The organism is Pseudomonas sp. FSO-7, from assembly GCF_059579345.1.
On the sequence record NZ_CM184193.1, the window covers coordinates 6,213,766 to 6,235,097 of the forward strand.

Here is a 21,332-nt window from a genome sequence, read left to right on the forward strand (position 1 = left end):
TCCCTCGCCACAAAAACGCCCTTACACACATCATTCCCTCCAACAGAAAAATCCCTTTGGATCACGCTTTGTCGTCCTCGACCGACGGCTTCGCCGGCAAGGTAAACCCCGACACCGAACGGCGCAGCTGGCTGGCCATTTTCGCCAGGTTGCCGATGCTTTCGGCAGTGGCGGTGGAACCCGACGAGGTCTGCGTGGTGATCTGCTGGATCACGTTCATGGTCAAGGAAATCTGCCCCGCCGAGGTGGTCTGTTGCTGCGCCGCATTGGAGATGCTCTGGATCAGCGCCGCCAGGGTCTTGGACACGCCTTCGATCTCTTCCAGGGCGACGCCGGCGTCCTGGGCCAATCGCGCGCCGCGCACCACTTCGGTGGTGGTCTGCTCCATGGAAATCACCGCTTCGTTGGTGTCGGCCTGGATCGCCCGCACCAGGGTCTCGATTTGCCGGGTCGCCGCCGAAGAACGCTCGGCCAGGCGCTGCACTTCATCGGCCACCACCGCGAACCCGCGCCCGGCATCACCGGCCATGGACGCCTGGATGGCGGCGTTGAGGGCCAGGATGTTGGTCTGGTCGGCGATGTCGTCGATCAGGCTGACAATGTCGCCAATTTCCTGGGATGACTCACCCAGGCGCTTGATGCGCTTGGCGGTGTCCTGGATCTGCTCGCGAATGTTGTCCATGCCATGAATGGTGTTGTGCACCACCTCGTTGCCCTTGTTGGCAATCTCCACCGAACGCTCGGCCACCGCCGACGACTCAGCGGCATTGGCCGACACCTGGTCGATGGACTGGGCCATTTCATTAATTGAAGTCGAAGCTTCGGAAATTTGCTGGGCCTGGTGCTCGGACGCCTGGGCCAGGTGCATCGCCGTGGCTTGGGTTTCCTGCACGGCGGCGGCGACCTGGCCGGCGGTGAGGTTGATGGTCGCCACCAGGTCGCGCAGCTGGTCCACCGAGTAGTTGATGGAATCGGCGATGGTGCCGGTGAAATCCTCGGTGACCGAGGCCGTGACGGTCAGGTCGCCGTCGGCCAGGTCTTCGATTTCATCCAGCAGCCGCATGATCGCGTTCTGGTTGCGCTCGTTCTTTTCCGCGGTTTCGTGCAACTGGCGGTTGGTCTCGCGGACCATCACCAGCCCGATCAGGATGATCGACATCAGCGCCATCAGGCCCAGCACATAGCCGCCGATGGTATTGACGGAACGCCCGCCGGCCAGGTTTTCGAAGGCTGTGGCCAGGTGCGAAGCCTCGTCGAGCAGGGTCTGTGACAGGTTGAAGATGTTGCCGGCCGATTCGCGGACCTTGAACAGCTCCGGCGAGGTCTCGAGGATTTCATCCACCGAGCCCGAGACAAACTCGAACAGCTCGCTGATTTCGCTCAGCCGCGCCCGGGCATCGCGGTCCTGGACCTGGGAGATCTTCAGGCCCGGGTCACCTTGCAACATGCCATTGAGCACCTGGCCAAAACGCGCCGCGTCGCGACCGAAGGTATCGGCGGCCTGACTGGCGTTTTCATCCCCCGCCAGCACGGTATTCACCGCGCCGAGAATCCGTTCGGCCAGCAGCGACTGGCGCTGGGCCATGGCCACCTGGGTGGCCGGCGCGCCACGTTGCAGCAGGATCTCGACGATTTTTTCGTACTCGACCTGCAACTGCGGCACGGTTTCGGCCAGGGTGGCCGCCACCTGGTGCAGCGACAGCACGGTCTGCTCGCTGGAGAGGATCGCATCGGTGTTCTTGAGCAGGCGCTCCCAATCCAGCTGCACGGCACGCATCTGCGGGCGCAGGGTGGCGGGCGCAGGCGGCAGGCCGGTCACCGGGTCGCCCTGCTTCAGGTAACCCCAGCGCTGGGCGAAGTCATTGCGCGCGTCGCTGAGCAGTTTGAACGCCGCCGGCTTGCCGGCGGCGGCCTCGGTGGCGTTCTTGGCGATGCGCTGGGACAGCACCCGCAGCTCACCGGCATGGCCGATGTACTGTTTGTCGTAGGTGGATTGGGTGTTGAGGTAAGCGAAGTTGGCGAACAGCAGCATGATGAAGACGATCAGTGCGACGAACAGCACGATGATCTGCGAACGACTGCGCGACGCTTCCAGTGGCTTGCCTGCTTTTGCTTTGATCATCGGTTCTCGCCTGTGCTGCCCAGTCCAACTCACTCACCGTGGTCTCCCTGTGGGAGCGAGCTTGCTCGCGATAGCATTGGATCAGTCAGCATTGCTGTAGCTGACCCACCGCAATCGCGAGCAAGCTCGCTCCCACAAGGGGCCTGCGCTGCATCTCGTTAAATCGCCACATCCATGAACCCCGGCGACCGTGCCAGAGCAAACGGGCTGAACACCTGCCATTCGCGCTCGCCGCCGAACCGGCCCTTGACGAAGGCCGCTTCCGGGCCGTCGTGGTCATCCACCAGCATCGGCTCCAGGCTGTCCTGGGCAAAGTGCTGCAGCCCGAGGACCTCGTCCACCAGCAACCCGGCGAACACCTCGTCGTGGTCCACCACCAACACCCGCCGCTGCTTGCGCACAGTGGACAACTCATGGCCGAAGAACCCGCACAAGTCCATCAACGGCAACAAGCGCCCGCGCAGGTTAGCCACGCCACGCACCCACGGCTTGACCCCGGGCAAATGCGTGTGACGTGGCTCGTGCAGCACCTCGCTGACTTCGCCCATCGGCGCCACGTACCAGTGCTCTCCCAGGCGAAAGCCAATGCCGCTCCAGCCGGCGCGGTGGGTCGGCTGGGAAGGCAGGTCCGCCCCCAGCAGCCGGCAACGCCGGTCGATCTGCAGCAGCAGTTCGAAGGCCGTCAGGGATTGGCTCATGGCCGCGCCGTCAACCCGCCAGTACTTTGTTCAGGGTCGCGATCAGGGTTTCTTCATCCACCGGCTTGGTCAGGTAGTCCTTCGCCCCCTGGCGCGTGCCCCAGACCTTGTCGGTGTCCTGATCCTTGGTGGTGATAATGATCACGGGGATGTGGCCGGTGTCCGGGTCCTTGGTCAACTGGCGCGTGGCCTGGAAACCATTGAGGCCAGGCATGACGATGTCCATCAACACCGCATCGGGTTTTTCCTGGCGGGCCAGGGCCACGCCATCGGCGCCATTCTCGGCCTTCAGGACTTGATGGCCGTGCTTTTCCAGCATGCCGGTCAGTTTGTACATTTCAGTCGGCGAATCATCGACGATCAGAACTCGTGCCATGGTGTTCCCCATTCTCTTGTTGACCCCAGGCCCGTTGGCCGAGTGTCATTGATGTGCCTGGTGCGGCTGGACAGCGGCAAAGCCCGGGACATGGGCCTGTATCGCCCCCAGCAGTTCTTCCTTGCTGAACGGCTTGGTCAAAAACTGATCGGAACCGACGATGCGCCCCTTGGCCTTGTCGAACAACCCATCCCGGGACGACAGCATGATCACCGGCGTGGCCTTGAACGCGCTGTTGTTCTTGATCAGGGCACAGGTCTGGTAGCCATCGAGGCGCGGCATCATGATGTCGACGAAGATGATGCCTGGATGATGGTCGGCGATCTTGGCCAGGGCATCGAAACCGTCGATGGCCGTGATCACCTCGCAGCCCACGTTGCGCAGCAAGGTTTCGGCGGTGCGGCGGATGGTCTTCGAGTCGTCGATGACCATGACCTTCAAGGCGCTGGGTTGCTGCTGCGTGAGATGCTCTGCCATTGCCACTGCGGACCGATTTTTAACGCGTAAGTGTGATCGACAGCGCAAACCCTTGATGTTCAAGGCCCGCACGTCACATGGCAGCCTTTTTAGCACAGTCTCCATCGCCGATCTATCGGCCGCTCGGCGCGGTGGTTTTTCCTTGACCGCCAATCTTCCGGGCGCCACTCTGACGCCACTTTTTCACGCCATTATGTGCCCATCACATTTCGAGGAACCAAGCCATGAGCGTACGCGTCGGCATTGTCATGGACCCTATCGCCAGCATCTCCTATAAAAAGGATAGCTCGCTGGCCATGCTGCTGGCCGCTCAGAAGCGCGGCTGGGAGCTGTTCTACATGGAGCAGCGCGACCTCTACCAGGCCGAAGGCCAGGCGCGGGCGCGGATGAAGCCGCTGAACGTCTTCGCCAACCCCGAGAAGTGGTTCGAGCTGGGCGACGAAAGCGACGCACTGCTCAGCGACCTGGACGTGATCCTGATGCGCAAGGATCCGCCGTTCGACATGGAGTTCGTGTATTCCACCTACCTGCTGGAACAAGCGGAAAACGCCGGCGTGCTGGTGGTCAACAAGCCCCAGAGCCTGCGCGACTGCAACGAAAAGCTGTTCGCCACGCTGTTCCCGCAATGCACGCCGCCGACCATCGTCAGCCGTCGCCCGGACGTGTTGCGCGCATTTGCCGACCATCACGGCGACGTGATCCTCAAGCCTCTGGACGGCATGGGCGGCTCCTCGATCTTCCGGCACACCGCCGGCCACCCGAACCTGTCGGTGATCCTGGAAACCCTGACCTTGCACGGCCAGCAGCAGATCATGATCCAGGGCTACCTGCCGGCCATCGTCGATGGCGACAAGCGCATCCTGATGATCGACGGCGAACCGGTGGACTATTGCCTGGCGCGTATCCCCGCCGCTGGCGAAACCCGGGGCAACCTGGCGGCCGGCGGACGTGGCGAGGCGCGGCCGTTGACCGAGAAGGACCGCTGGATCGCCGCCCAGGTCGGCCCGACCCTGCGCGAAAAAGGCCTGCTGTTCGTGGGCCTGGACGTGATCGGCGAGCACCTGACGGAAATCAACGTCACCAGCCCGACGTGCATTCGCGAGATCGACAACGCCTTTGGCACGGACATCGGCGGCATGCTGATGGATGCCATCGATCAGAAGCTCAAGGCTCGTTGATCCAGATCTGCTGAAGGAAACCCACATTGCGTTATCATGCCCGGCCTGAAAAAAACGCGATGTTGGTTTCCTTGTCATGACACTTCCGTCCGATCTGCCCCTAGAGCTCGCCCATCGTGGCGTGCGCCCGGCTGATCGCCTCGGTTTTACCCTGTTCCTGGCGGCGTTGATCCACCTGGCCTTGCTGCTGGGCGTCGGGTTTGCCACGGTCGAGCCCAAGCAGATCAGCCAGACCCTGGAAATTACCCTGGCCACCTTCAAGAGCGAGACCAAGCCCAAGAAGGCCGATTTCCTCGCCCAGGAAAACCAGCAAGGCAGCGGCACCCTGGAAAAAAAGGCGGTCCCCAAGACCACTGAAATCGCGCCATTCCAGGACAACACGGTGCAGAAAGTCACCCCACCGCCAGCGGCCAAGCCCGAAGTGCAGGAGACGGCGCCCAAGGCGGCCGTGACCACCGTGGCGCCGAAGCCGAAAAAAGCCCCGGTCAAGGAAGAGGTCAAGCCCGACCCCAAGCCCAAGGCCCCGGCACCGACTTTCGACAGTTCCCAGTTGTCCAGCGACATCGCCAGCCTGGAAGCCGAACTGGCCCAGGAGCAACAGCTCTACGCCAAGCGCCCGCGCATCCACCGCCTGAGCGCCGCCTCGACCATGCGCGACAAGGGTGCCTGGTACAAGGACGAGTGGCGCAAGAAGGTCGAGCGCATCGGCAACCTCAATTACCCCGACGAAGCGCGGCGCAAGCAGATCTACGGCAACCTGCGGCTCATGGTCTCGATCAACCGCGACGGTTCGTTGTATGAAGTGCTGGTGCTCGAATCCTCCGGCCAGCCGCTGCTGGACCAGGCTGCCCAGCGGATCGTGCGCCTGGCGGCACCGTTCGCACCGTTTACCGGGGACCTGTCGGACATCGACCGGCTGGAAATCATCCGCACCTGGAAATTCGCCCGCGGTGACCGCCTTTCCAGCAACTGAACCGGTGCCCTGCACAGTTCCCCTGTGGGAGCGAGCCTGCTCGCGATAGCCATTGATCATTCAACATAGATGGCGACTGTCACGCCGCATCGCGAGCAAGCTCGCTCCCACAGGGTTCTGTGGCGGACATGACATCCGTGCTCCCAGTGGGGTTTCATGTCAGTCTCAGGCATTTCCTGCACATCCCCAGCTTGTCAGTTCGGCCCTGCGCCGCCACACTAGCGCCTATGAAAAACGTCAGCCCCACCTACCTCAAGCATCACTTCCTGATTGCCATGCCGCACATGGCCGATCCGAATTTTGCCCATACCTTGACCTACATCGTCGAGCACACGGCCAATGGGGCCATGGGGCTGGTGATCAATCGCCCGCAGGAGCTGAACCTGGCGGACATTCTTGAGCAACTGCGGCCCGAGATCGAACCGCCACTCTTGTGCCAGCACGTGCCGATTTTCATCGGCGGCCCGGTGCAGACCGACCGCGGCTTCGTGCTCCATCCGTCGGGCCCCAAATACCAGGCCACGGTGGACCTGGACGGCGTATCGCTGTCCACCTCCCAGGACGTGCTGTTCGCCATCGCCGACGGCGTCGGCCCGGAAAAAAGCCTGATTGCCCTCGGCTATGCCGGTTGGGAACCCGGGCAACTGGAAGCCGAGCTGGCCGACAACGCCTGGCTGACCTGCCCATTCGACGCCGACATCCTGTTCAACACCAGCAGCGAACTGCGCCTGGAAGCGGCGGCCAGCCGGTTGGGGGTCAACCTCAGCCTGCTCACCAGCCAGGCAGGACACGCCTGATGGCCCTGCGCTTGCTGCTGGGCTTCGATTACGGCACCAAACAGATCGGCGTAGCGGTCGGCCAGGTCATTACCGGCCAGGCCCGCGAGTTGTGCACCTTGAAAGCGCAGAATGGCGTTCCGGACTGGAACCAGGTCGAAGCGCTGATCAAGGAGTGGAAACCCGATGCCGTGGTGGTCGGCCTGCCGCTGAACATGGACGGCACGCCCAGCGACATGTGCCTGCGCGCCGAAAAGTTCGCCCGCCGGCTCAATGGCCGCTACAACCTGCCCTTCTATACCCATGACGAGCGCCTGACCACGTTCGAGGCCAAGGGCGAGCGCCTGGTGCGCGGCGGGCAGAAAGGCAGTTACCGCGACAACCCGGTGGACGCCATCGCCGCCGCCCTGCTGCTGCAAGGCTGGCTCGACGCCAACGCCGCCCTGTTCGAAACCTGATTTTTTGAAAGCGCCGCCAAGGCGCTTTCTCTTAGCGATAGACCGCGCCACGCACCACCGGCCCGGGAACCTGAAGGAGCCAGCATGAGCCTGCCCAATCCTGCCGAACTGATCAGCCAGATGGCGATTCGTCTCACGGCACACCTGGAACAACGCGGCATCAGCGAACCGCGCTACATCGGCATCCGCACCGGTGGCGTCTGGGTCGCCCAGGCCTTGCTCGAAGCACTGGGCAGCCAATCGCCGCTGGGCACCCTGGATGTGTCCTTCTACCGCGACGACTTCAGCCAGAACGGCCTGCACCCGCAAGTACGCCCCTCGGCGCTGCCGTTCGAGATCGAAGGCCAACACCTGGTGCTGATCGACGACGTGCTGATGAGCGGCCGGACTATCCGCGCCGCCCTGAACGAACTGTTCGACTACGGTCGTCCGGCCAGCGTGACACTGGTGTGCCTGCTGGACCTGGACGCCGCCGAGCTGCCGATCCGGCCGAACGTGGTCGGTGCGACGCTGACGCTGGCCGCCCACGAGCGGGTCAAGCTCTCCGGGCCGTCGCCGCTGCAACTCGAACTGCAAGACCTTGCCCTTTAACTGCCCTTGTAAGAGTCCATCGCGATGACGCCTCTCGAAACCAAGCGCCCGCTGCAGCTCAACGATCAGGGCCAGCTGCGGCACTTCCTGTCCCTCGACGGCCTGCGCCGCGAGCTGCTGACGGAAATCCTCGACACTGCCGACTCGTTCCTCGAAGTCGGTGCCCGGGCAGTGAAGAAAGTCCCGTTGCTGCGCGGCAAGACCGTGTGCAACGTGTTCTTCGAAAACTCCACCCGCACCCGCACCACCTTCGAACTGGCAGCCCAGCGCCTGTCGGCGGACGTGATCACCTTGAACGTGTCCACGTCCTCGGCGAGCAAGGGTGAAACCCTGCTCGACACTCTGCGCAACCTCGAAGCCATGGCCGCCGACATGTTCGTGGTGCGCCACGGCGACTCCGGCGCTGCGCACTTCATTGCCGAGCACGTGTGCCCGCAAGTGGCGATCATCAACGGCGGCGACGGCCGTCACGCCCACCCGACCCAGGGCATGCTCGACATGCTGACCATCCGTCGGCACAAGGGCAGCTTCGAGAACCTGTCGGTGGCCATCGTCGGCGACATCCTGCACTCGCGGGTGGCCCGCTCGAACATGCTGGCCCTCAAGACCCTCGGCTGCCCGGACATCCGCGTGATCGCGCCGAAAACCCTGCTGCCCATCGGCGTCGAGCAATACGGCGTGAAGGTCTACACCGACATGACCGAAGGCCTCAAGGATGTCGACGTGGTGATCATGCTGCGCCTGCAACGCGAGCGCATGACCGGCGGCCTGCTGCCCAGCGAAGGCGAGTTCTACCGCCTGTTCGGCCTGACCACGGCGCGCCTGGCCGGAGCCAAGCCGGATGCCATCGTCATGCACCCGGGGCCGATCAACCGCGGCGTGGAGATCGAGTCGGCGGTGGCCGACGGGCCGCACTCGGTGATTCTCAACCAGGTGACCTACGGCATCGCCATCCGCATGGCCGTGCTGTCCATGGCCATGAGCGGGCAAACGGCCCAGCGCCAATTCGACCAGGAGAACGCCCAGTGAAGCTCAGCATTCTCGGCGCACGCGTGATCGATCCAGCCAGTGGCCTGGATCAAGTGACTGACATTCATATCGATGCCTGCAAGATCGTCGCCCTTGGCGCGGCGCCGACGGGTTTTGTCGCGGTCGACATCCTCGACGCCCAAGGCCTGGTGGCCGCTCCCGGCCTGGTGGACCTGAACGTCGCCCTGCGCGAACCGGGCTACAGCCGCAAAGGCAGCATCGTCAGCGAAACCCGCGCCGCCGCCGCCGGTGGCGTGACCAGCCTGTGCTGCCCGCCGCAGACCAAACCGGTGCTGGACACCTCGGCCGTGGCCGAACTGATCCTCGACCGCGCCCGCGAAGCCGGCAACACCAAAGTCTTCCCGATTGGCGCCCTGAGCAAAGGCCTCGATGGCGAGCAATTGGCCGAGCTCATTGCCCTGCGGGATGCCGGTTGCGTGGCGTTCGGCAACGGCCTGAACAGTTTCCGCAACACCCGCACCCTGTGCCGCGCCCTGGAATACGCGGCGACCTTCGGCCTGACGGTGATCTTCAACTCTCAGGATCATGACCTGGCCGAAGGTGGCCTGGCCCACGAAGGCCCGACCGCCAGCTTCCTCGGCCTGCCGGGCATCCCGGAAACCGCCGAGACCGTGGCCCTGGCCCGGGACCTGCTGTTGGTGGAACAAAGCGGTGTGCGCGCCCACTTCAGCCAGCTGACCAGCGCCCGCGGCGCGGCGCTGATCGCCCAGGCCCAGGCTCGCGGCTTGCCGGTGACCGCCGACGTGGCGCTGTACCAGTTGATCCTGACCGACGAAGCGCTGATCGACTTCAATAGCGTCTATCACGTCCAGCCGCCGCTGCGCACCCGCGCCGACCGCGATGGCTTGCGCGAGGCAGTGAAATCCGGGGTCATCTCAGCCATCTCCAGCCATCACCAACCCCATGAACGCGACGCCAAGCTGGCCCCGTTCGGCGCCACCGAGCCGGGCATCAGCAGCGTCGAACTGCTGCTGCCGCTGGCCCTCACGCTGGTGGAAGACGGCTTGCTCGACCTGCCGACCTTGCTGGCGCGCCTGAGCGCCGGCCCGGCCCAGGCGCTGCAATTGCCGGCGGGGAAACTGGCGGTGGGTGCCGCGGCGGACCTGGTGCTGTTCGACCCTGCCGCGTCCACCGTGGCCGGTGAAGCCTGGCGCTCCAAGGGCGACAACTGCCCGTTCCTCGGTCACAGCCTGCCGGGCGTGGTGCGTTACACCCTGATGGATGGGCGGATCACCCACCAGGCTTGATACCGAGTCGCCTGCTTCGCGAGCAAGCCCGCTCCCACATTGGATCTGGGGTGTTCACACATCATGTGTTCACGGCGATCCCTTGTGGGAGCGGGCTTGCTCGCGAATGCAGGCGACTCGGCCGAGCTGACTTAGTGAAAAGCCCCACGCTTCTGCGCATTCCGAATCGAGACCTGATCGTTCAGCGTCCAGAAGTCATACAGCACCCCGAGAAAAAACACCCCGCCGGTCAGCAGGTAAAGGATCCCGCTGAGCCACTTGCCCTGATACATCCGGTGTACGCCCAGCACCCCGAGAAACGTCAGCAGGATCCACGCCACGCTGTACTCGATGGGCCCGGGGGTGAAACGCAGGTCCGCTTCGCGGTCCATGGCCGGGATCAGGAACAGGTCGATCAGCCAACCGATGCCCAGCAGCCCGAAGGTGAAGAACCAGATCGTGCCCGTGACCGGCTTGCCGTAATAGAAGCGATGGGCGCCGGTAAAACCGAAAATCCACAGCAGATACCCAATGACTTTGCTGTGGGTATCGCGGATTGCGTCCTGCTGATAGCTGTTCATGAATGGCCTCTTTTGCCTCGATAGAAAAATTTGTTCGGACTTTTTGTGACTTTTTTGTGTCTCGCCGACAAGCGGTCATGGGCGACTTTGAACCAAGGAAACCCCCGTGGTGTCTGGCTTCTGTCGGACAATCGGGTCAACGTGTCGCAATTATGGGGGGTTGGCGCCAGGTTTCGAATCGACAAACGGCCTCGGAATCGCAAAAAAAGCTGTTATAAAGTTGCGCGCTAACCTTTAAGAGCCCTGCCTAATGCGTCCATTTTTCAAGACATGGCTAACCATCTGCCTATTATTGCCACTGGCCGCCCACGCCACCAATCGTGAGCAACGTCTTCCCAACGTCAACGGCTACACTCCGAAATCCCACGTTTCTGCTCCTTCGAGCAAGAACAAGCAAAGCGTCCAACGCGTGAGCACCGCCCACAGCCGGCTGGTGCCACCCATGGCGACCAAGACGACCAGCAATGTCCTGAGCCGCGCCGTGAATGTTCTCGGCACACCCTATCGTTGGGGCGGCAGCAGCCCAAGTAAAGGTTTCGATTGCAGCGGTTTGGTGAAATACGCGTTCAACGACGCCACGTTCGACCTGCCGCGCACCTCCAACGCCATGGCCGCGGGTCATGGCGAGAAAGTCGAGCGCAAGGATCTCAAGCCCGGCGACCTGATCTTCTTCAAGCTCAAGAGCCGCCGGGTCAACCACGTGGCCATCTACCTGGGCAACGACCGCTTTATCCACGCCCCGCGCCGTGGCAAGTCGGTGACCATCGACACGCTGAACAAGCCGTACTGGAACACCCATTACGTGGTCGCCAAGCGGGTACTGCCGAAAGAACCGGGTGCACTGCGCGTGGTTCAGCGCTGATCTGAAGCGTACATGGCTCTTTTGTGGCGAGGGAGCTTGCTCCCGCTGGGCCGCGAAGCGGACCCAAAATGATTGGGCCCACAGAGATCATTGGTCAGTTTGGGGCGGCTGCGCCACCCAGCGGGAGCAAGCTCCCTCGCCACAGGGCTACACCACCTCCCCCGCTAGAAATTATCCGGCGTACGCGCCCGCTCCCGGGCATGTTCGCGGCTGATCAGCCCCTTGCTCACCAAATCCTTCAAACACATATCCAGCGTCTGCATCCCCAGCGAGCCGCCGGTCTGGATGGACGAGTACATCTGCGCCACCTTGTCTTCACGGATCAGGTTGCGAATGGCCGAGGTCCCCAGCATGATTTCATGCGCCGCGATCCGGCCGCCGCCGATCTTCTTGATCAGCGTCTGGGAAATCACCGCCTGCAACGACTCCGACAACATCGAGCGAACCATGGACTTCTCGTCACCGGGGAACACGTCCACCACCCGGTCGATGGTCTTGGCCGCCGACGTGGTGTGCAGGGTGCCGAACACCAGGTGCCCGGTTTCGGCGGCGGTCAGCGCCAGGCGGATGGTTTCCAGGTCACGCATCTCGCCCACCAGGATCACGTCCGGGTCCTCCCGCAGGGCTGAACGCAAGGCCGTGGAGAAACTTTGGGTGTCGCGGTGCACCTCGCGCTGGTTGATCAGGCATTTGCGCGGTTCGTGAACGAATTCGATAGGGTCTTCGATGGTGAGGATGTGATGGTGCTTATGGCTGTTGAGGTAGTCGATCATGGCCGCCAGGGTGGTGGACTTGCCCGAACCGGTCGGCCCGGTCACCAGCACCAGCCCGCGCGGCGACTCGGTCACCTTGCGAAACACCTCGCCCATCCCCAGGTCTTCCATGGTCAGGACTTTCGACGGAATGGTCCGGAACACCGCTCCCGCGCCGCGATTCTGGTTGAAGGCGTTGACCCGGAACCGCGCGACGCCCGGCACGTCGAAGGAAAAGTCGGTCTCCAGAAACTTTTCGTAATCCACCCGTTGCCGGTCGTTCATGATGTCGTAGATCAACTCATGGACCTGCTTGTGGTCCAGCGCCGGCAGGTTGATCCGCCGCACATCGCCATCCACGCGGATCATCGGCGGCAGCCCAGCGGACAGGTGCAGGTCCGACGCCCCCTGTTTGGCGCTGAACGCCAGCAGTTCAGTGATATCCATAGCGCTCCTCAATTCCAGTAGAATGCCGCGAACCTCACCGCTGGCGCTTCCTTAATGTCCACGATAGCAGACAACATTGCTCAGGTTAGTTCGCGTATCCGCACTGCGGAGCAGACCGCCCAACGTGCCGAAGGCAGTGTCCAACTGCTGGCCGTGAGCAAGACCAAGCCCGCCCAGGCCCTGCGTGAGGCCTATGCCGCCGGCCTGCGGGATTTCGGCGAGAACTATCTGCAAGAGGCCCTGGGCAAACAGGTCGAATTGACCGACCTGCCCTTGATCTGGCACTTCATCGGCCCCATTCAATCGAACAAGACGCGCGCTATCGCCGAACACTTCGACTGGGTGCATTCCGTGGATCGCTTGAAAATTGCACAGCGCCTGTCCGAACAGCGCCCGGCCGAGTTGCCGCCGCTGAACATCTGTATCCAGGTCAACGTCAGTGGTGAGGCCAGCAAATCCGGCTGCACCCCGGCGGACCTGCCCGCCCTGGCCAGCGCCATCAGCGCTTTGCCGCGCCTGAAGCTGCGCGGGCTGATGGCGATTCCCGAACCCACCGAAGAGCGTGCCGCGCAGGATGCCGCCTTTGCCGCCGTTCAACGCCTGCAAGCCAGCCTGGCACTGCCGCTGGACACGCTTTCCATGGGCATGAGCCACGACCTCGAGTCGGCCATTGCCCAGGGCGCCACCTGGGTGCGCATCGGTACTGCCCTGTTTGGCGCCCGCGACTACGGTCAATCCTGAACCATGGCCGACTCATCTTTTTATAAGGACCTGTCATGAGCAACACGCGTATTGCCTTCATCGGCGCCGGCAACATGGCCGCCAGCTTGATCGGTGGCCTGCGGGCCAAGGGCCTGGACGCTGCGCTGATCCGCGCCAGCGATCCGGGTGAAGAGACCCGCAACCGAGTGAGTGCCGAACACGGCATCGAAACCTTTGCCGACAATGCCCAGGCCATCGACGGCGCCGACGTCATCGTGCTGGCGGTCAAGCCGCAAGCGATGAAAAGCGTCTGCGAGGCCCTGCGTCCGAGCCTCAAGCCCCATCAACTGGTGGTGTCGATTGCCGCTGGCATCACCTGCGCCAGCATGAACAACTGGCTCGGCGAGCAGCCGATCGTACGCTGCATGCCCAACACGCCGGCGTTGCTGCGCCAGGGCGTCAGCGGCCTGTTCGCCACGGCCCAAGTGTCCACCGCACAACGCCAGCAGGCCGAAACGCTGCTGTCGGCCGTGGGCCTGGCCCTGTGGCTGGACACCGAACAGCAACTGGACGCGGTCACCGCCGTCTCCGGCTCGGGCCCGGCGTACTTCTTCCTGCTGATCGAAGCCATGACCGCCGCTGGCGAAAAGCTTGGTCTGAGCCGGGAAACCGCCGCCCAGTTGACCTTGCAGACCGCCCTCGGTGCCGCGCACATGGCGGTGTCCAGCGACGTCGATGCGGCCGAGCTGCGTCGTCGCGTGACCTCGCCGGCCGGCACCACCGAAGCGGCCATCAAATCGTTCCAGGCCGGGGGCTTCGAAGCCCTGGTGGAAAAAGCACTCGGCGCCGCCGCGCACCGCTCGGCCGAAATGGCCGAACAACTGGGCCAATAAGGAGCCATTCATGATTGGATTGAACACTGCAGCGGTCTACGTGCTGCAAACCCTCGGCAGCCTGTATTTGCTGATCGTGCTGCTGCGTTTCGTGCTGCAACTGGTACGCGCCAACTTCTACAACCCGCTGTGCCAGTTCATCGTCAAGGCCACCCAGCCGCTGCTCAAGCCGCTGCGCCGGATCATCCCGAGCCTGTTCGGCCTGGACATGTCGTCGCTGGTCCTGGCGATCCTCGTGCAACTGGCGCTGATGGCCCTGACCCTGCTGCTGACCTACGGCACCACCGGCAACCCGCTGCAACTGCTGATCTGGTCGCTCATTGGCGTGACCGCGCTGTTCCTGAAGATTTTCTTCTTCGCCCTGATCATCAGCGTGATCCTGTCGTGGGTCGCGCCGGGCAGCCATAACCCGGGTGCCGAACTGGTGAACCAGATCTGCGAGCCGGCCCTGGCGCCGTTCCGCCGCATCGTGCCGAACCTCGGTGGCCTGGATATCTCGCCGATCCTGGCGTTCATGGTGCTCAAGCTGATCGACATGCTGGTGATCAACAACCTGGCGGCGATGACCCTGATGCCGGAGATCCTGCGGTTGCTGATCTGATCCAGGCGACCTGATCCCTGTGGCGAGGGAGCTTGCTCCCGCTGGGCTGCGAAGCAGCCCCAAAGCGGGCGCCACCGTATCCCGAACAGTCACGGGCAGCAGCTTTCAGGGCCGCTCCGCGCCCCAGCGGGAGCAAGCTCCCTCGCCACGGGTAAAGCGGCGGACAATCAGCGCCGCCCTTTGCTTGCCGCTAGCCACAGCGGTCTTTAGACTTACGCCTCATTTCAACGCGAGCAGGGTCGATGCCAGCTGCCTTTCCCCCCGATTCCGTTGGTCTGGTGACGCCGCAAATGGCGCATTTCAGCGAGCCCCTGGCCCTGGCCTGCGGCCGTTCGTTGCCAGCCTATGACCTGATCTACGAAACCTACGGCACCCTCAATGCCACGGCGAGCAATGCCGTGCTGATCTGCCACGCCTTGTCGGGGCATCATCACGCCGCCGGCTACCACAGCGTCGACGACCGCAAGCCCGGCTGGTGGGACAGTTGCATCGGCCCGGGCAAGCCTATCGACACCAACAAGTTCTTCGTGGTCAGCCTGAACAACCTGGGCGGCTGCAACGGCTCCACCGGCCCCAGCAGCCTCAACCCGGACACCGGCAAGCCCTTCGGCGCCGACTTCCCGGTGCTGACCGTGGAAGACTGGGTCCACAGCCAGGCACGCCTGGCCGACCGCCTCGGTATCGGCCAGTGGGCCGCCGTGATCGGCGGCAGCCTGGGCGGCATGCAGGCCCTGCAATGGACCATCACCTACCCGGACCGCGTGCGCCACTGCCTGGCAATCGCCTCGGCCCCCAAGCTGTCGGCGCAGAACATCGCCTTCAACGAAGTGGCGCGCCAGGCGATCCTCACCGACCCGGAATTCCACGGCGGTTCGTTCCAGGAACACGGCGTGATCCCCAAGCGCGGGCTGATGCTGGCGCGGATGGTCGGGCACATCACCTACCTGTCCGACGACTCCATGGGCGAGAAATTCGGCCGTGGCCTCAAGAGCGAAAAGCTCAACTACGACTTCCACAGCGTCGAGTTCCAGGTCGAGAGCTACCTGCGCTATCAGGGCGAAGAGTTCTCCGGGCGTTTCGACGCCAACACGTACCTGTTGATGACCAAGGCGCTGGACTACTTCGATCCGGCGGCGAACTTCGACGATAACCTGGCGAAAACCTTCGCCAATGCCACCGCCAAGTTCTGCGTGATGTCGTTCACCACCGACTGGCGCTTCTCCCCGGCGCGCTCGCGGGAGCTGGTGGACGCGCTGATGGCCGCGCGCAAGGACGTCTGCTACCTGGAAATCGACGCGCCCCAGGGCCACGACGCCTTTTTGATCCCGATCCCGCGCTACCTGCAGGCGTTCGGCAACTACATGAACCGTATAACGCTGTGAGGACGCCATGAGAGCCGATCTGGACATCATCCAGGAATGGATCCCCGCCGGCAGCCGCGTGCTCGACCTGGGCTGCGGCAACGGCGAACTGCTGACCTGGCTGCGGGACAACAAACAGGTCACCGGCTACGGCCTGGAAAACGACCCGGACAACATCGCCGAATGCGTGGCCAAGGGCATCAACGTGATCGAGCAGGACCTGGACAAGGGCCTGGGCAACTTCGCCAGCAACAGCTTCGACATCGTGGTCATGACCCAGGCCCTGCAAGCGGTGCACTACCCGGACAAGATCCTCGACGAAATGCTGCGGGTCGGGCGCCAGTGCATCATCACCTTCCCCAACTTCGGCCACTGGCGCTGCCGCTGGTACCTGGCGAGCAAGGGCCGCATGCCGGTCTCGGATTTCCTGCCCTACACCTGGTACAACACGCCGAACATCCACTTCTGCACCTTCAAGGATTTCGAAGCGCTGTGCCGCGAACGTGAAGCCAAGGTCATCGATCGCCTGGCCGTGGACCAGCAGCACCGCCACGGGTGGGCGAGCAAGCTATGGCCTAATCTGTTAGGTGAAATAGGCATCTATCGGGTCAGCAGCCCAGGCCTTGCCGATCATCAGGTCGCGGTGTGAGCCTCCGGCCTTACCAGGAGCACGACATGAAACGTCTAGCGTTGTTTCTCATCACCGCTTGCCTGAGCGTTGGCGCCTTGGCCGCCGATGCCATCAAGGCCGAGCGGATGGAAAAATTCGGTGATATCACCGTGCACTACAACACCTTCAACTCCACGTTCCTGACACCGGAAATCGCCAAGGCTGCCGAGCTGACTCGCAGCAAGAACCAAGGCGTGATCAATGTTTCGGTGATCAAGGGCGGCAAGCCATTGATGGCCCAGGTCAGCGGCACGGTGAAGGACCTGACCAGCAAGACAGACCCCCTCACCTTCCGCCAGATCACCGAACAAGGCGCGATCTATTACATCGCCCAGTATCCAGTGGACCAACAGGAAACCCGCACCTTCGAGATCAAGGTGCAAACCGGCGACAAGGTCAACACCCTCAACTTCAACCAGGAACTGTTCCCGGGCCAATGATCAACCTTACCCAACTCGTACTGGCCAGCCACAACGCCGGCAAACTCAAGGAACTGCAGGCCATGCTCGGCGGGTCGGTGCAGCTGCGCTCGATTGGCGAATTCAGCCAGGTGGAACCGGAAGAGACCGGCCTGTCGTTCGTCGAGAACGCCATCCTCAAGGCCCGCAATGCCGCGCGCATCTCGGGCCTGCCGGCGCTGGCCGACGATTCCGGGCTGGCCGTGGACTTCCTCGGCGGCGCACCGGGCATTTACTCGGCCCGTTACGCTGACGGCAAAGGTGACGCGGCGAACAACGCCAAGCTGCTCGACGCCCTCAAGAATGTGCCCGAAGCCGAGCGCGGCGCGCAGTTCGTGTGCGTGCTGGCCCTGGTGCGCCATGCCGACGATCCGTTGCCGATCCTCTGCGAAGGCCTGTGGCATGGGCGCATTCTCACCGAAGCCAGCGGTGAGCACGGTTTTGGCTACGACCCGTTGTTCTGGGTGCCGGAGCGCAATTGCTCCAGCGCCGAGCTGGGGCCGGTGGAAAAGAACCAACTGAGCCACCGCGCCCGCGCCATGGCCCTGCTGCGTCAACGCCTGGGCCTGCAATGATCGACGACGCTCCCGCACCGCTGATCCATGGCGGTGTACAAACGCCTCGAGCGCCACTGCCGGTGCTGCCGCCCCTGGCGTTGTACGTCCACATACCGTGGTGCGTGCGCAAATGCCCGTATTGCGACTTCAACTCCCACACCGCCAGCCCGCAACTACCGGAAGAGGAATACGTCGACGCCCTGCTGGCCGACCTCGACCAGGATGTGCACGCGGTTTACGGTCGCCCGTTGAGCTCGATCTTTTTCGGTGGCGGTACCCCAAGCCTGTTCAGTGCCCAGGCCCTGGGGCGATTGCTCAAAGGTGTCGAGGCACGGATATCGTTCGCCCAGGACATTGAAATCACTCTGGAAGCCAACCCCGGTACGTTCGAGCAGGAAAAATTCATCGCTTACCGGGCCTTGGGCATCAACCGCCTGTCCATTGGCATCCAGAGCTTCCAGCAGGCCAAGCTCGAAGCCCTGGGCCGGATCCACAACGGTGACGAGGCAGTGCGCGCCGCCGGCATGGCCCGTCAGGCCGGGTTCGACAATTTCAACCTGGACCTGATGCATGGGCTGCCCGACCAGTCCCTCGACGACGCCTTGAGCGACCTGCGCCAGGCCATTGCCTTGAAGCCGACCCACCTGTCCTGGTACCAATTGACACTGGAGCCGAACACGGTGTTCTGGAACCAGGCGCCAACCTTGCCCGAAGACGACACGCTGTGGGACATCCAGGAAGCCGGGCAAGCCTTGCTGGCCGAACACGGTTACGCCCAATACGAAGTCTCGGCCTACGCCCAGCCCGGTCGGGCGGCGCGGCATAACCTCAACTACTGGAGCTTCGGCGACTTCATCGGCATCGGCGCCGGTGCCCACGGCAAGCTCAGCCATCCGGACGGGCGCATCGTGCGCACCTGGAAGACCCGCCTGCCCAAGGATTATCTCAACCCGGCCAAAAGCTTCCAGGCGGGCGAGAAACCCCTGGCCAATGAAGAACTGCCGTTCGAGTTCCTGATGAACGCCCTGCGCCTGACCGCAGGCGTGGAAGCGCGGCTGTACCCGGAACGCACCGGGCTGCCCCTGCAAAGCCTGGCCGAAGGCCGGCGCGAGGCCGAACAAAGCGGGTTGTTGCAGGTCGAACCGACACGTCTGGCGGCCACCGAGCGCGGACAGCTGTTTCTCAATGACTTGCTGCAGACATTTCTGAGCTGATCAACACAAGGAAATCGAATGGATCTGGTACTCGACCTGCTGGCCACCGTGTCCCGCTGGAGCCGCAGCAACCTGTCGGAAATCTCCCTGGCATTGGTAGGCTGCCTGCTGGTGCTGTTTGGTGCCGACATCAAGGGCTGGGTCGAACAACGCCTGGGCAGTATTGCCGGCGCCTTGCGCGTCCCGTTGATCGCCCTGCTGTGCATGATCGGCAGCGGCGCCGCACTGATCTATGCCACGCCGTGGATCGTCAGGGGCTTGAGCCAGTTCAACAACTACAGCCTGGCGCCGGTGCTGTTGGTGGTGCTGGTGTTGATTGGGGTTGTGGCGGATCGGCGCTGAACCGGCCACAACCTAAAGCAACTGTGGGAGCGAGCTTGCTCGCGATGAGGCCATAACATCCAACATCAATGTTGACTGCTATTGCCGCCATCGCGAGCAAGCTCGCTCCCACAGGGGATCCCATTTTCAACAGGATCTCAGGGTACTTACGCCACCTTCTCGAACTTCAGATCCCAAACCCCATGCCCGAGCCGTTCGCCACGGCGCTCGAACTTGGTGATCGGCCGTTCGGCCGGGCGTGGCACGCACTTGCCGTCTTCGGCCAGGTTGCGATAACCCGGGGCGACGTTCATCACTTCCAGCATGTACTCGGCGTAGGGTTCCCAGTCGGTGGCCATGTGCAGCACACCGCCGACCTTCAACTTGCTGCGCACCAGTTCAGCGAACGACGCCTGGACGATACGGCGCTTGTGGTGACGGCTTTTGTGCCAAGGATCCGGGAAGAACAGCATCAGCCGGTCAAGACTGTTGTCGGCCACGCAGCGATTGAGCACTTCGATGGCATCGCAATCGTAGACCCGCAGGTTGGTCAGCCCTTGGGTCAGCACGCCGTTGAGCAGCGCACCGACGCCGGGACGGTGGACCTCCACGCCAATGAAATCCTGCTCCGGCGAAGCCGCGGCCATTTCCAGCAACGAATGGCCCATGCCGAAGCCGATTTCCAGCGAGCGCGGGGCCGAGCGGCCAAACACCTGGTCAAAATCCACCGGCGCATCGGCCAGGGGCAGGACGAACAAAGGCGCACCCTGCTCCAGGCCGCGCTGCTGGCCTTCAGTCATGCGCCCGGCGCGCATCACGAAACTCTTGATGCGGCGGTGCTGGCGCTCTTCGCCTTCTTCCGGCAGGACCGGCGTGTCGTTCGATTCAGTCATCAATGGCTCTTACTTGATCAGACCATCCAGCGGCGAGGAGGCGCTGGCGTAAAGTTTTTTCGGCATGCGGCCGGCCAGGTACGCCAGGCGACCGGCGACGATAGCGTGCTTCATGGCTTCGGCCATCAGGACCGGCTGCTGGGCGTGGGCGATGGCGGAGTTCATCAGCACCGCTTCGCAGCCCAGCTCCATGGCAATGGTGGCGTCGGAGGCGGTACCGACACCGGCATCCACCAACACCGGGATCTTGGCTTCTTCGAGGATGATCTGCAGGTTGTACGGGTTGCAGATCCCCAGGCCAGTGCCGATCAGGCCGGCCAGCGGCATGACCGCGATGCAGCCGATTTCCGCCAGTTGCCGGGCAATGATCGGGTCATCACTGGTGTAGACCATCACGTCGAAACCTTCCTTGACCAGGGTCTCGGCGGCCTTGAGGGTTTCGATCACGTTGGGGAACAGGGTTTTCTGGTCCGCCAGCACTTCCAGCTTCACCAGATTGTGGCCGTCGAGCAGTTCACGGGCCAGGCGGCAGGTGCGCACGGCCTCGATGGCGTCGAAGCAACCGGCGGTGTTCGGCAGGATGGTGTAGCGATCCGGCGGCAGGATATCCAGCAGGTTCGGTTCGCCCGGGTTCTGGCCGATGTTGGTCCGGCGCACGGCGACGGTCACGATCTCGGCGCCCGAGGCCTCGATGGCCAGGCGGGTTTCTTCCATATCGCGGTATTTGCCGGTGCCTACCAGCAAGCGCGACTGGTAGGTACGACCGGCCAGGACGAAGGGCTTGTCGCTACGAACGATGCTCATGGGAAATCCTCTGTTGGGGTGAGGTTCTTGCGAAAGGCTGCGAAACCGAGGCGACTAGCCGCCACCGATGGCATGGACCACTTCGACCGAATCGCCGTCGTTCAACGTGGTTTCGGCGTGCTGGCTGCGCGGGACGATATCCAGATTGAGCTCCACCGCGACACGACGTCCGGCCAGTTCCAGACGGGTCAGCAGGGCCGCAACGGTTTCACCGTCGGGCAGTTCAAGGGGTTCGCCGTTCAACTGAATGCGCATGCCGGATGCCGCCATCATTTTTAGGGGCTGGCATTC

26 protein-coding genes are annotated in these 21,332 nt (G+C 63.2%); 17 read left to right on the plus strand and 9 right to left on the minus strand.

Going from position 1 to position 21,332, the window contains the following annotated elements:
• Nucleotides 1-61: 61 nt before the first annotated feature.
• The 4 genes from AC515T_RS27290 to AC515T_RS27305 form a co-directional block, all read right to left on the minus strand.
• Complete coding sequence (locus AC515T_RS27290) at nucleotides 62-2,122, minus strand: methyl-accepting chemotaxis protein (RefSeq protein WP_496530700.1); 2,061 nt, start codon at nucleotides 2,120-2,122, stop codon at nucleotides 62-64.
• Between the two features lie 158 nt (nucleotides 2,123-2,280).
• Nucleotides 2,281-2,820, minus strand: a complete 540-nt coding sequence (locus tag AC515T_RS27295; protein ID WP_060740212.1) for a chemotaxis protein CheW — start codon at nucleotides 2,818-2,820, stop codon at nucleotides 2,281-2,283.
• Between the two features lie 10 nt (nucleotides 2,821-2,830).
• Nucleotides 2,831-3,196 carry a twitching motility response regulator PilH gene (pilH, locus tag AC515T_RS27300; RefSeq protein ID WP_003206465.1) on the minus strand — a complete coding sequence of 122 codons (366 nt, stop codon included), beginning with the start codon at nucleotides 3,194-3,196 and terminating at the stop codon, nucleotides 2,831-2,833.
• Between the two features lie 45 nt (nucleotides 3,197-3,241).
• Nucleotides 3,242-3,673: a response regulator gene (locus tag AC515T_RS27305; protein ID WP_413793069.1), complete on the minus strand. Its 432-nt coding sequence runs from the start codon at nucleotides 3,671-3,673 to the stop codon at nucleotides 3,242-3,244.
• A 224-nt stretch (nucleotides 3,674-3,897) separates the two neighbouring features.
• On the opposite strand from AC515T_RS27305, the gene gshB reads away from it, so the two are divergent.
• The 7 genes from gshB (at nucleotide 3,898) to AC515T_RS27340 (ending at nucleotide 9,946) form a co-directional block, all read left to right on the plus strand.
• Nucleotides 3,898-4,851, plus strand: a complete 954-nt coding sequence (gene gshB / locus AC515T_RS27310) for a glutathione synthase (RefSeq protein ID WP_496530701.1) — start codon at nucleotides 3,898-3,900, stop codon at nucleotides 4,849-4,851.
• 76 nt (nucleotides 4,852-4,927) lie between these two features.
• Nucleotides 4,928-5,824 (plus strand): energy transducer TonB, encoded by an 897-nt coding sequence (locus AC515T_RS27315; protein WP_496530702.1) that lies wholly within the window; start codon nucleotides 4,928-4,930, stop codon nucleotides 5,822-5,824.
• Nucleotides 5,825-6,051: 227 nt separating this feature from the next.
• Complete coding sequence (locus tag AC515T_RS27320) at nucleotides 6,052-6,621, plus strand: YqgE/AlgH family protein (protein WP_496530703.1); 570 nt, start codon at nucleotides 6,052-6,054, stop codon at nucleotides 6,619-6,621.
• Nucleotides 6,621-7,058, plus strand: coding sequence for a Holliday junction resolvase RuvX (gene ruvX, locus AC515T_RS27325; RefSeq protein WP_003177497.1), 438 nt, complete (start codon nucleotides 6,621-6,623; stop codon nucleotides 7,056-7,058). The genes AC515T_RS27320 and ruvX overlap by 1 nt, the downstream gene beginning before the upstream one ends.
• An 84-nt stretch (nucleotides 7,059-7,142) precedes the next feature.
• A complete protein-coding gene (pyrR, locus tag AC515T_RS27330; RefSeq protein WP_496530704.1) occupies nucleotides 7,143-7,649 on the plus strand; it encodes a bifunctional pyr operon transcriptional regulator/uracil phosphoribosyltransferase PyrR in 507 nt (168 codons plus the stop codon).
• Nucleotides 7,650-7,673: 24 nt separating this feature from the next.
• On the plus strand, nucleotides 7,674-8,678 hold the full coding sequence (locus tag AC515T_RS27335; RefSeq protein ID WP_003177495.1) for an aspartate carbamoyltransferase catalytic subunit: 1,005 nt from the start codon (nucleotides 7,674-7,676) through the stop codon (nucleotides 8,676-8,678).
• Entirely contained in the window at nucleotides 8,675-9,946 is a 1,272-nt protein-coding gene (locus AC515T_RS27340) for a dihydroorotase (protein WP_092442757.1), read from the plus strand. Before AC515T_RS27335 ends, AC515T_RS27340 begins: the two co-directional genes overlap by 4 nt.
• A gap of 131 nt (nucleotides 9,947-10,077) precedes the next feature.
• Here the strand turns inward: AC515T_RS27340 and AC515T_RS27345 are convergent, their stop codons facing one another.
• Complete coding sequence (locus AC515T_RS27345; RefSeq protein ID WP_057449544.1) at nucleotides 10,078-10,506, minus strand: NINE protein; 429 nt, start codon at nucleotides 10,504-10,506, stop codon at nucleotides 10,078-10,080.
• A gap of 250 nt (nucleotides 10,507-10,756) precedes the next feature.
• Between AC515T_RS27345 and AC515T_RS27350 the strand changes: the two genes are divergently transcribed.
• Entirely contained in the window at nucleotides 10,757-11,368 is a 612-nt protein-coding gene (locus tag AC515T_RS27350; protein ID WP_496530705.1) for a C40 family peptidase, read from the plus strand.
• Nucleotides 11,369-11,532: 164 nt separating this feature from the next.
• Here the strand turns inward: AC515T_RS27350 and AC515T_RS27355 are convergent, their stop codons facing one another.
• Nucleotides 11,533-12,567: a type IV pilus twitching motility protein PilT gene (locus AC515T_RS27355; protein ID WP_496530706.1), complete on the minus strand. Its 1,035-nt coding sequence runs from the start codon at nucleotides 12,565-12,567 to the stop codon at nucleotides 11,533-11,535.
• A gap of 54 nt (nucleotides 12,568-12,621) precedes the next feature.
• On the opposite strand from AC515T_RS27355, the gene AC515T_RS27360 reads away from it, so the two are divergent.
• The 9 genes from AC515T_RS27360 to AC515T_RS27400 all read left to right on the plus strand — a co-directional run bounded on the left by AC515T_RS27360 (nucleotide 12,622) and on the right by AC515T_RS27400 (nucleotide 19,365).
• Nucleotides 12,622-13,308 carry a YggS family pyridoxal phosphate-dependent enzyme gene (locus AC515T_RS27360; protein WP_072405909.1) on the plus strand — a complete coding sequence of 229 codons (687 nt, stop codon included), beginning with the start codon at nucleotides 12,622-12,624 and terminating at the stop codon, nucleotides 13,306-13,308.
• A 35-nt stretch (nucleotides 13,309-13,343) separates the two neighbouring features.
• Nucleotides 13,344-14,162 carry a pyrroline-5-carboxylate reductase gene (gene proC, locus AC515T_RS27365; RefSeq protein WP_496530707.1) on the plus strand — a complete coding sequence of 273 codons (819 nt, stop codon included), beginning with the start codon at nucleotides 13,344-13,346 and terminating at the stop codon, nucleotides 14,160-14,162.
• A gap of 10 nt (nucleotides 14,163-14,172) precedes the next feature.
• Nucleotides 14,173-14,763, plus strand: coding sequence for a YggT family protein (locus tag AC515T_RS27370; protein ID WP_496530708.1), 591 nt, complete (start codon nucleotides 14,173-14,175; stop codon nucleotides 14,761-14,763).
• A 242-nt stretch (nucleotides 14,764-15,005) separates the two neighbouring features.
• The gene (gene metX / locus AC515T_RS27375; protein WP_496530709.1) at nucleotides 15,006-16,145 is read left to right on the plus strand and encodes a homoserine O-succinyltransferase MetX; all 1,140 of its coding nucleotides are present in this window, start codon (nucleotides 15,006-15,008) and stop codon (nucleotides 16,143-16,145) included.
• A gap of 7 nt (nucleotides 16,146-16,152) precedes the next feature.
• Nucleotides 16,153-16,773 carry a methionine biosynthesis protein MetW gene (gene metW, locus AC515T_RS27380; RefSeq protein WP_496530710.1) on the plus strand — a complete coding sequence of 207 codons (621 nt, stop codon included), beginning with the start codon at nucleotides 16,153-16,155 and terminating at the stop codon, nucleotides 16,771-16,773.
• Between the two features lie 26 nt (nucleotides 16,774-16,799).
• The gene (locus AC515T_RS27385; RefSeq protein ID WP_496530711.1) at nucleotides 16,800-17,234 is read left to right on the plus strand and encodes a DUF4426 domain-containing protein; all 435 of its coding nucleotides are present in this window, start codon (nucleotides 16,800-16,802) and stop codon (nucleotides 17,232-17,234) included.
• A complete protein-coding gene (gene rdgB / locus AC515T_RS27390) occupies nucleotides 17,231-17,827 on the plus strand; it encodes an RdgB/HAM1 family non-canonical purine NTP pyrophosphatase (protein ID WP_496530712.1) in 597 nt (198 codons plus the stop codon). Before AC515T_RS27385 ends, rdgB begins: the two co-directional genes overlap by 4 nt.
• Nucleotides 17,824-19,023: a radical SAM family heme chaperone HemW gene (gene hemW / locus AC515T_RS27395; RefSeq protein WP_496530713.1), complete on the plus strand. Its 1,200-nt coding sequence runs from the start codon at nucleotides 17,824-17,826 to the stop codon at nucleotides 19,021-19,023. The genes rdgB and hemW overlap by 4 nt, the downstream gene beginning before the upstream one ends.
• Nucleotides 19,024-19,041: 18 nt before the next feature.
• On the plus strand, nucleotides 19,042-19,365 hold the full coding sequence (locus AC515T_RS27400) for a DUF3392 domain-containing protein (RefSeq protein ID WP_014340681.1): 324 nt from the start codon (nucleotides 19,042-19,044) through the stop codon (nucleotides 19,363-19,365).
• Between the two features lie 146 nt (nucleotides 19,366-19,511).
• On the opposite strand, the gene trmB is transcribed toward AC515T_RS27400, so the two are convergent.
• The 3 genes from trmB to thiS are packed head-to-tail and all read right to left on the minus strand — an operon-like array spanning nucleotide 19,512 to nucleotide 21,296.
• Nucleotides 19,512-20,237 carry a tRNA (guanosine(46)-N7)-methyltransferase TrmB gene (gene trmB, locus AC515T_RS27405; protein WP_014340682.1) on the minus strand — a complete coding sequence of 242 codons (726 nt, stop codon included), beginning with the start codon at nucleotides 20,235-20,237 and terminating at the stop codon, nucleotides 19,512-19,514.
• 9 nt (nucleotides 20,238-20,246) lie between these two features.
• Nucleotides 20,247-21,041, minus strand: a complete 795-nt coding sequence (locus AC515T_RS27410) for a thiazole synthase (protein WP_060740195.1) — start codon at nucleotides 21,039-21,041, stop codon at nucleotides 20,247-20,249.
• A 54-nt stretch (nucleotides 21,042-21,095) separates the two neighbouring features.
• Entirely contained in the window at nucleotides 21,096-21,296 is a 201-nt protein-coding gene (thiS, locus tag AC515T_RS27415; protein WP_060740194.1) for a sulfur carrier protein ThiS, read from the minus strand.
• Nucleotides 21,297-21,332: the final 36 nt, after the last annotated feature.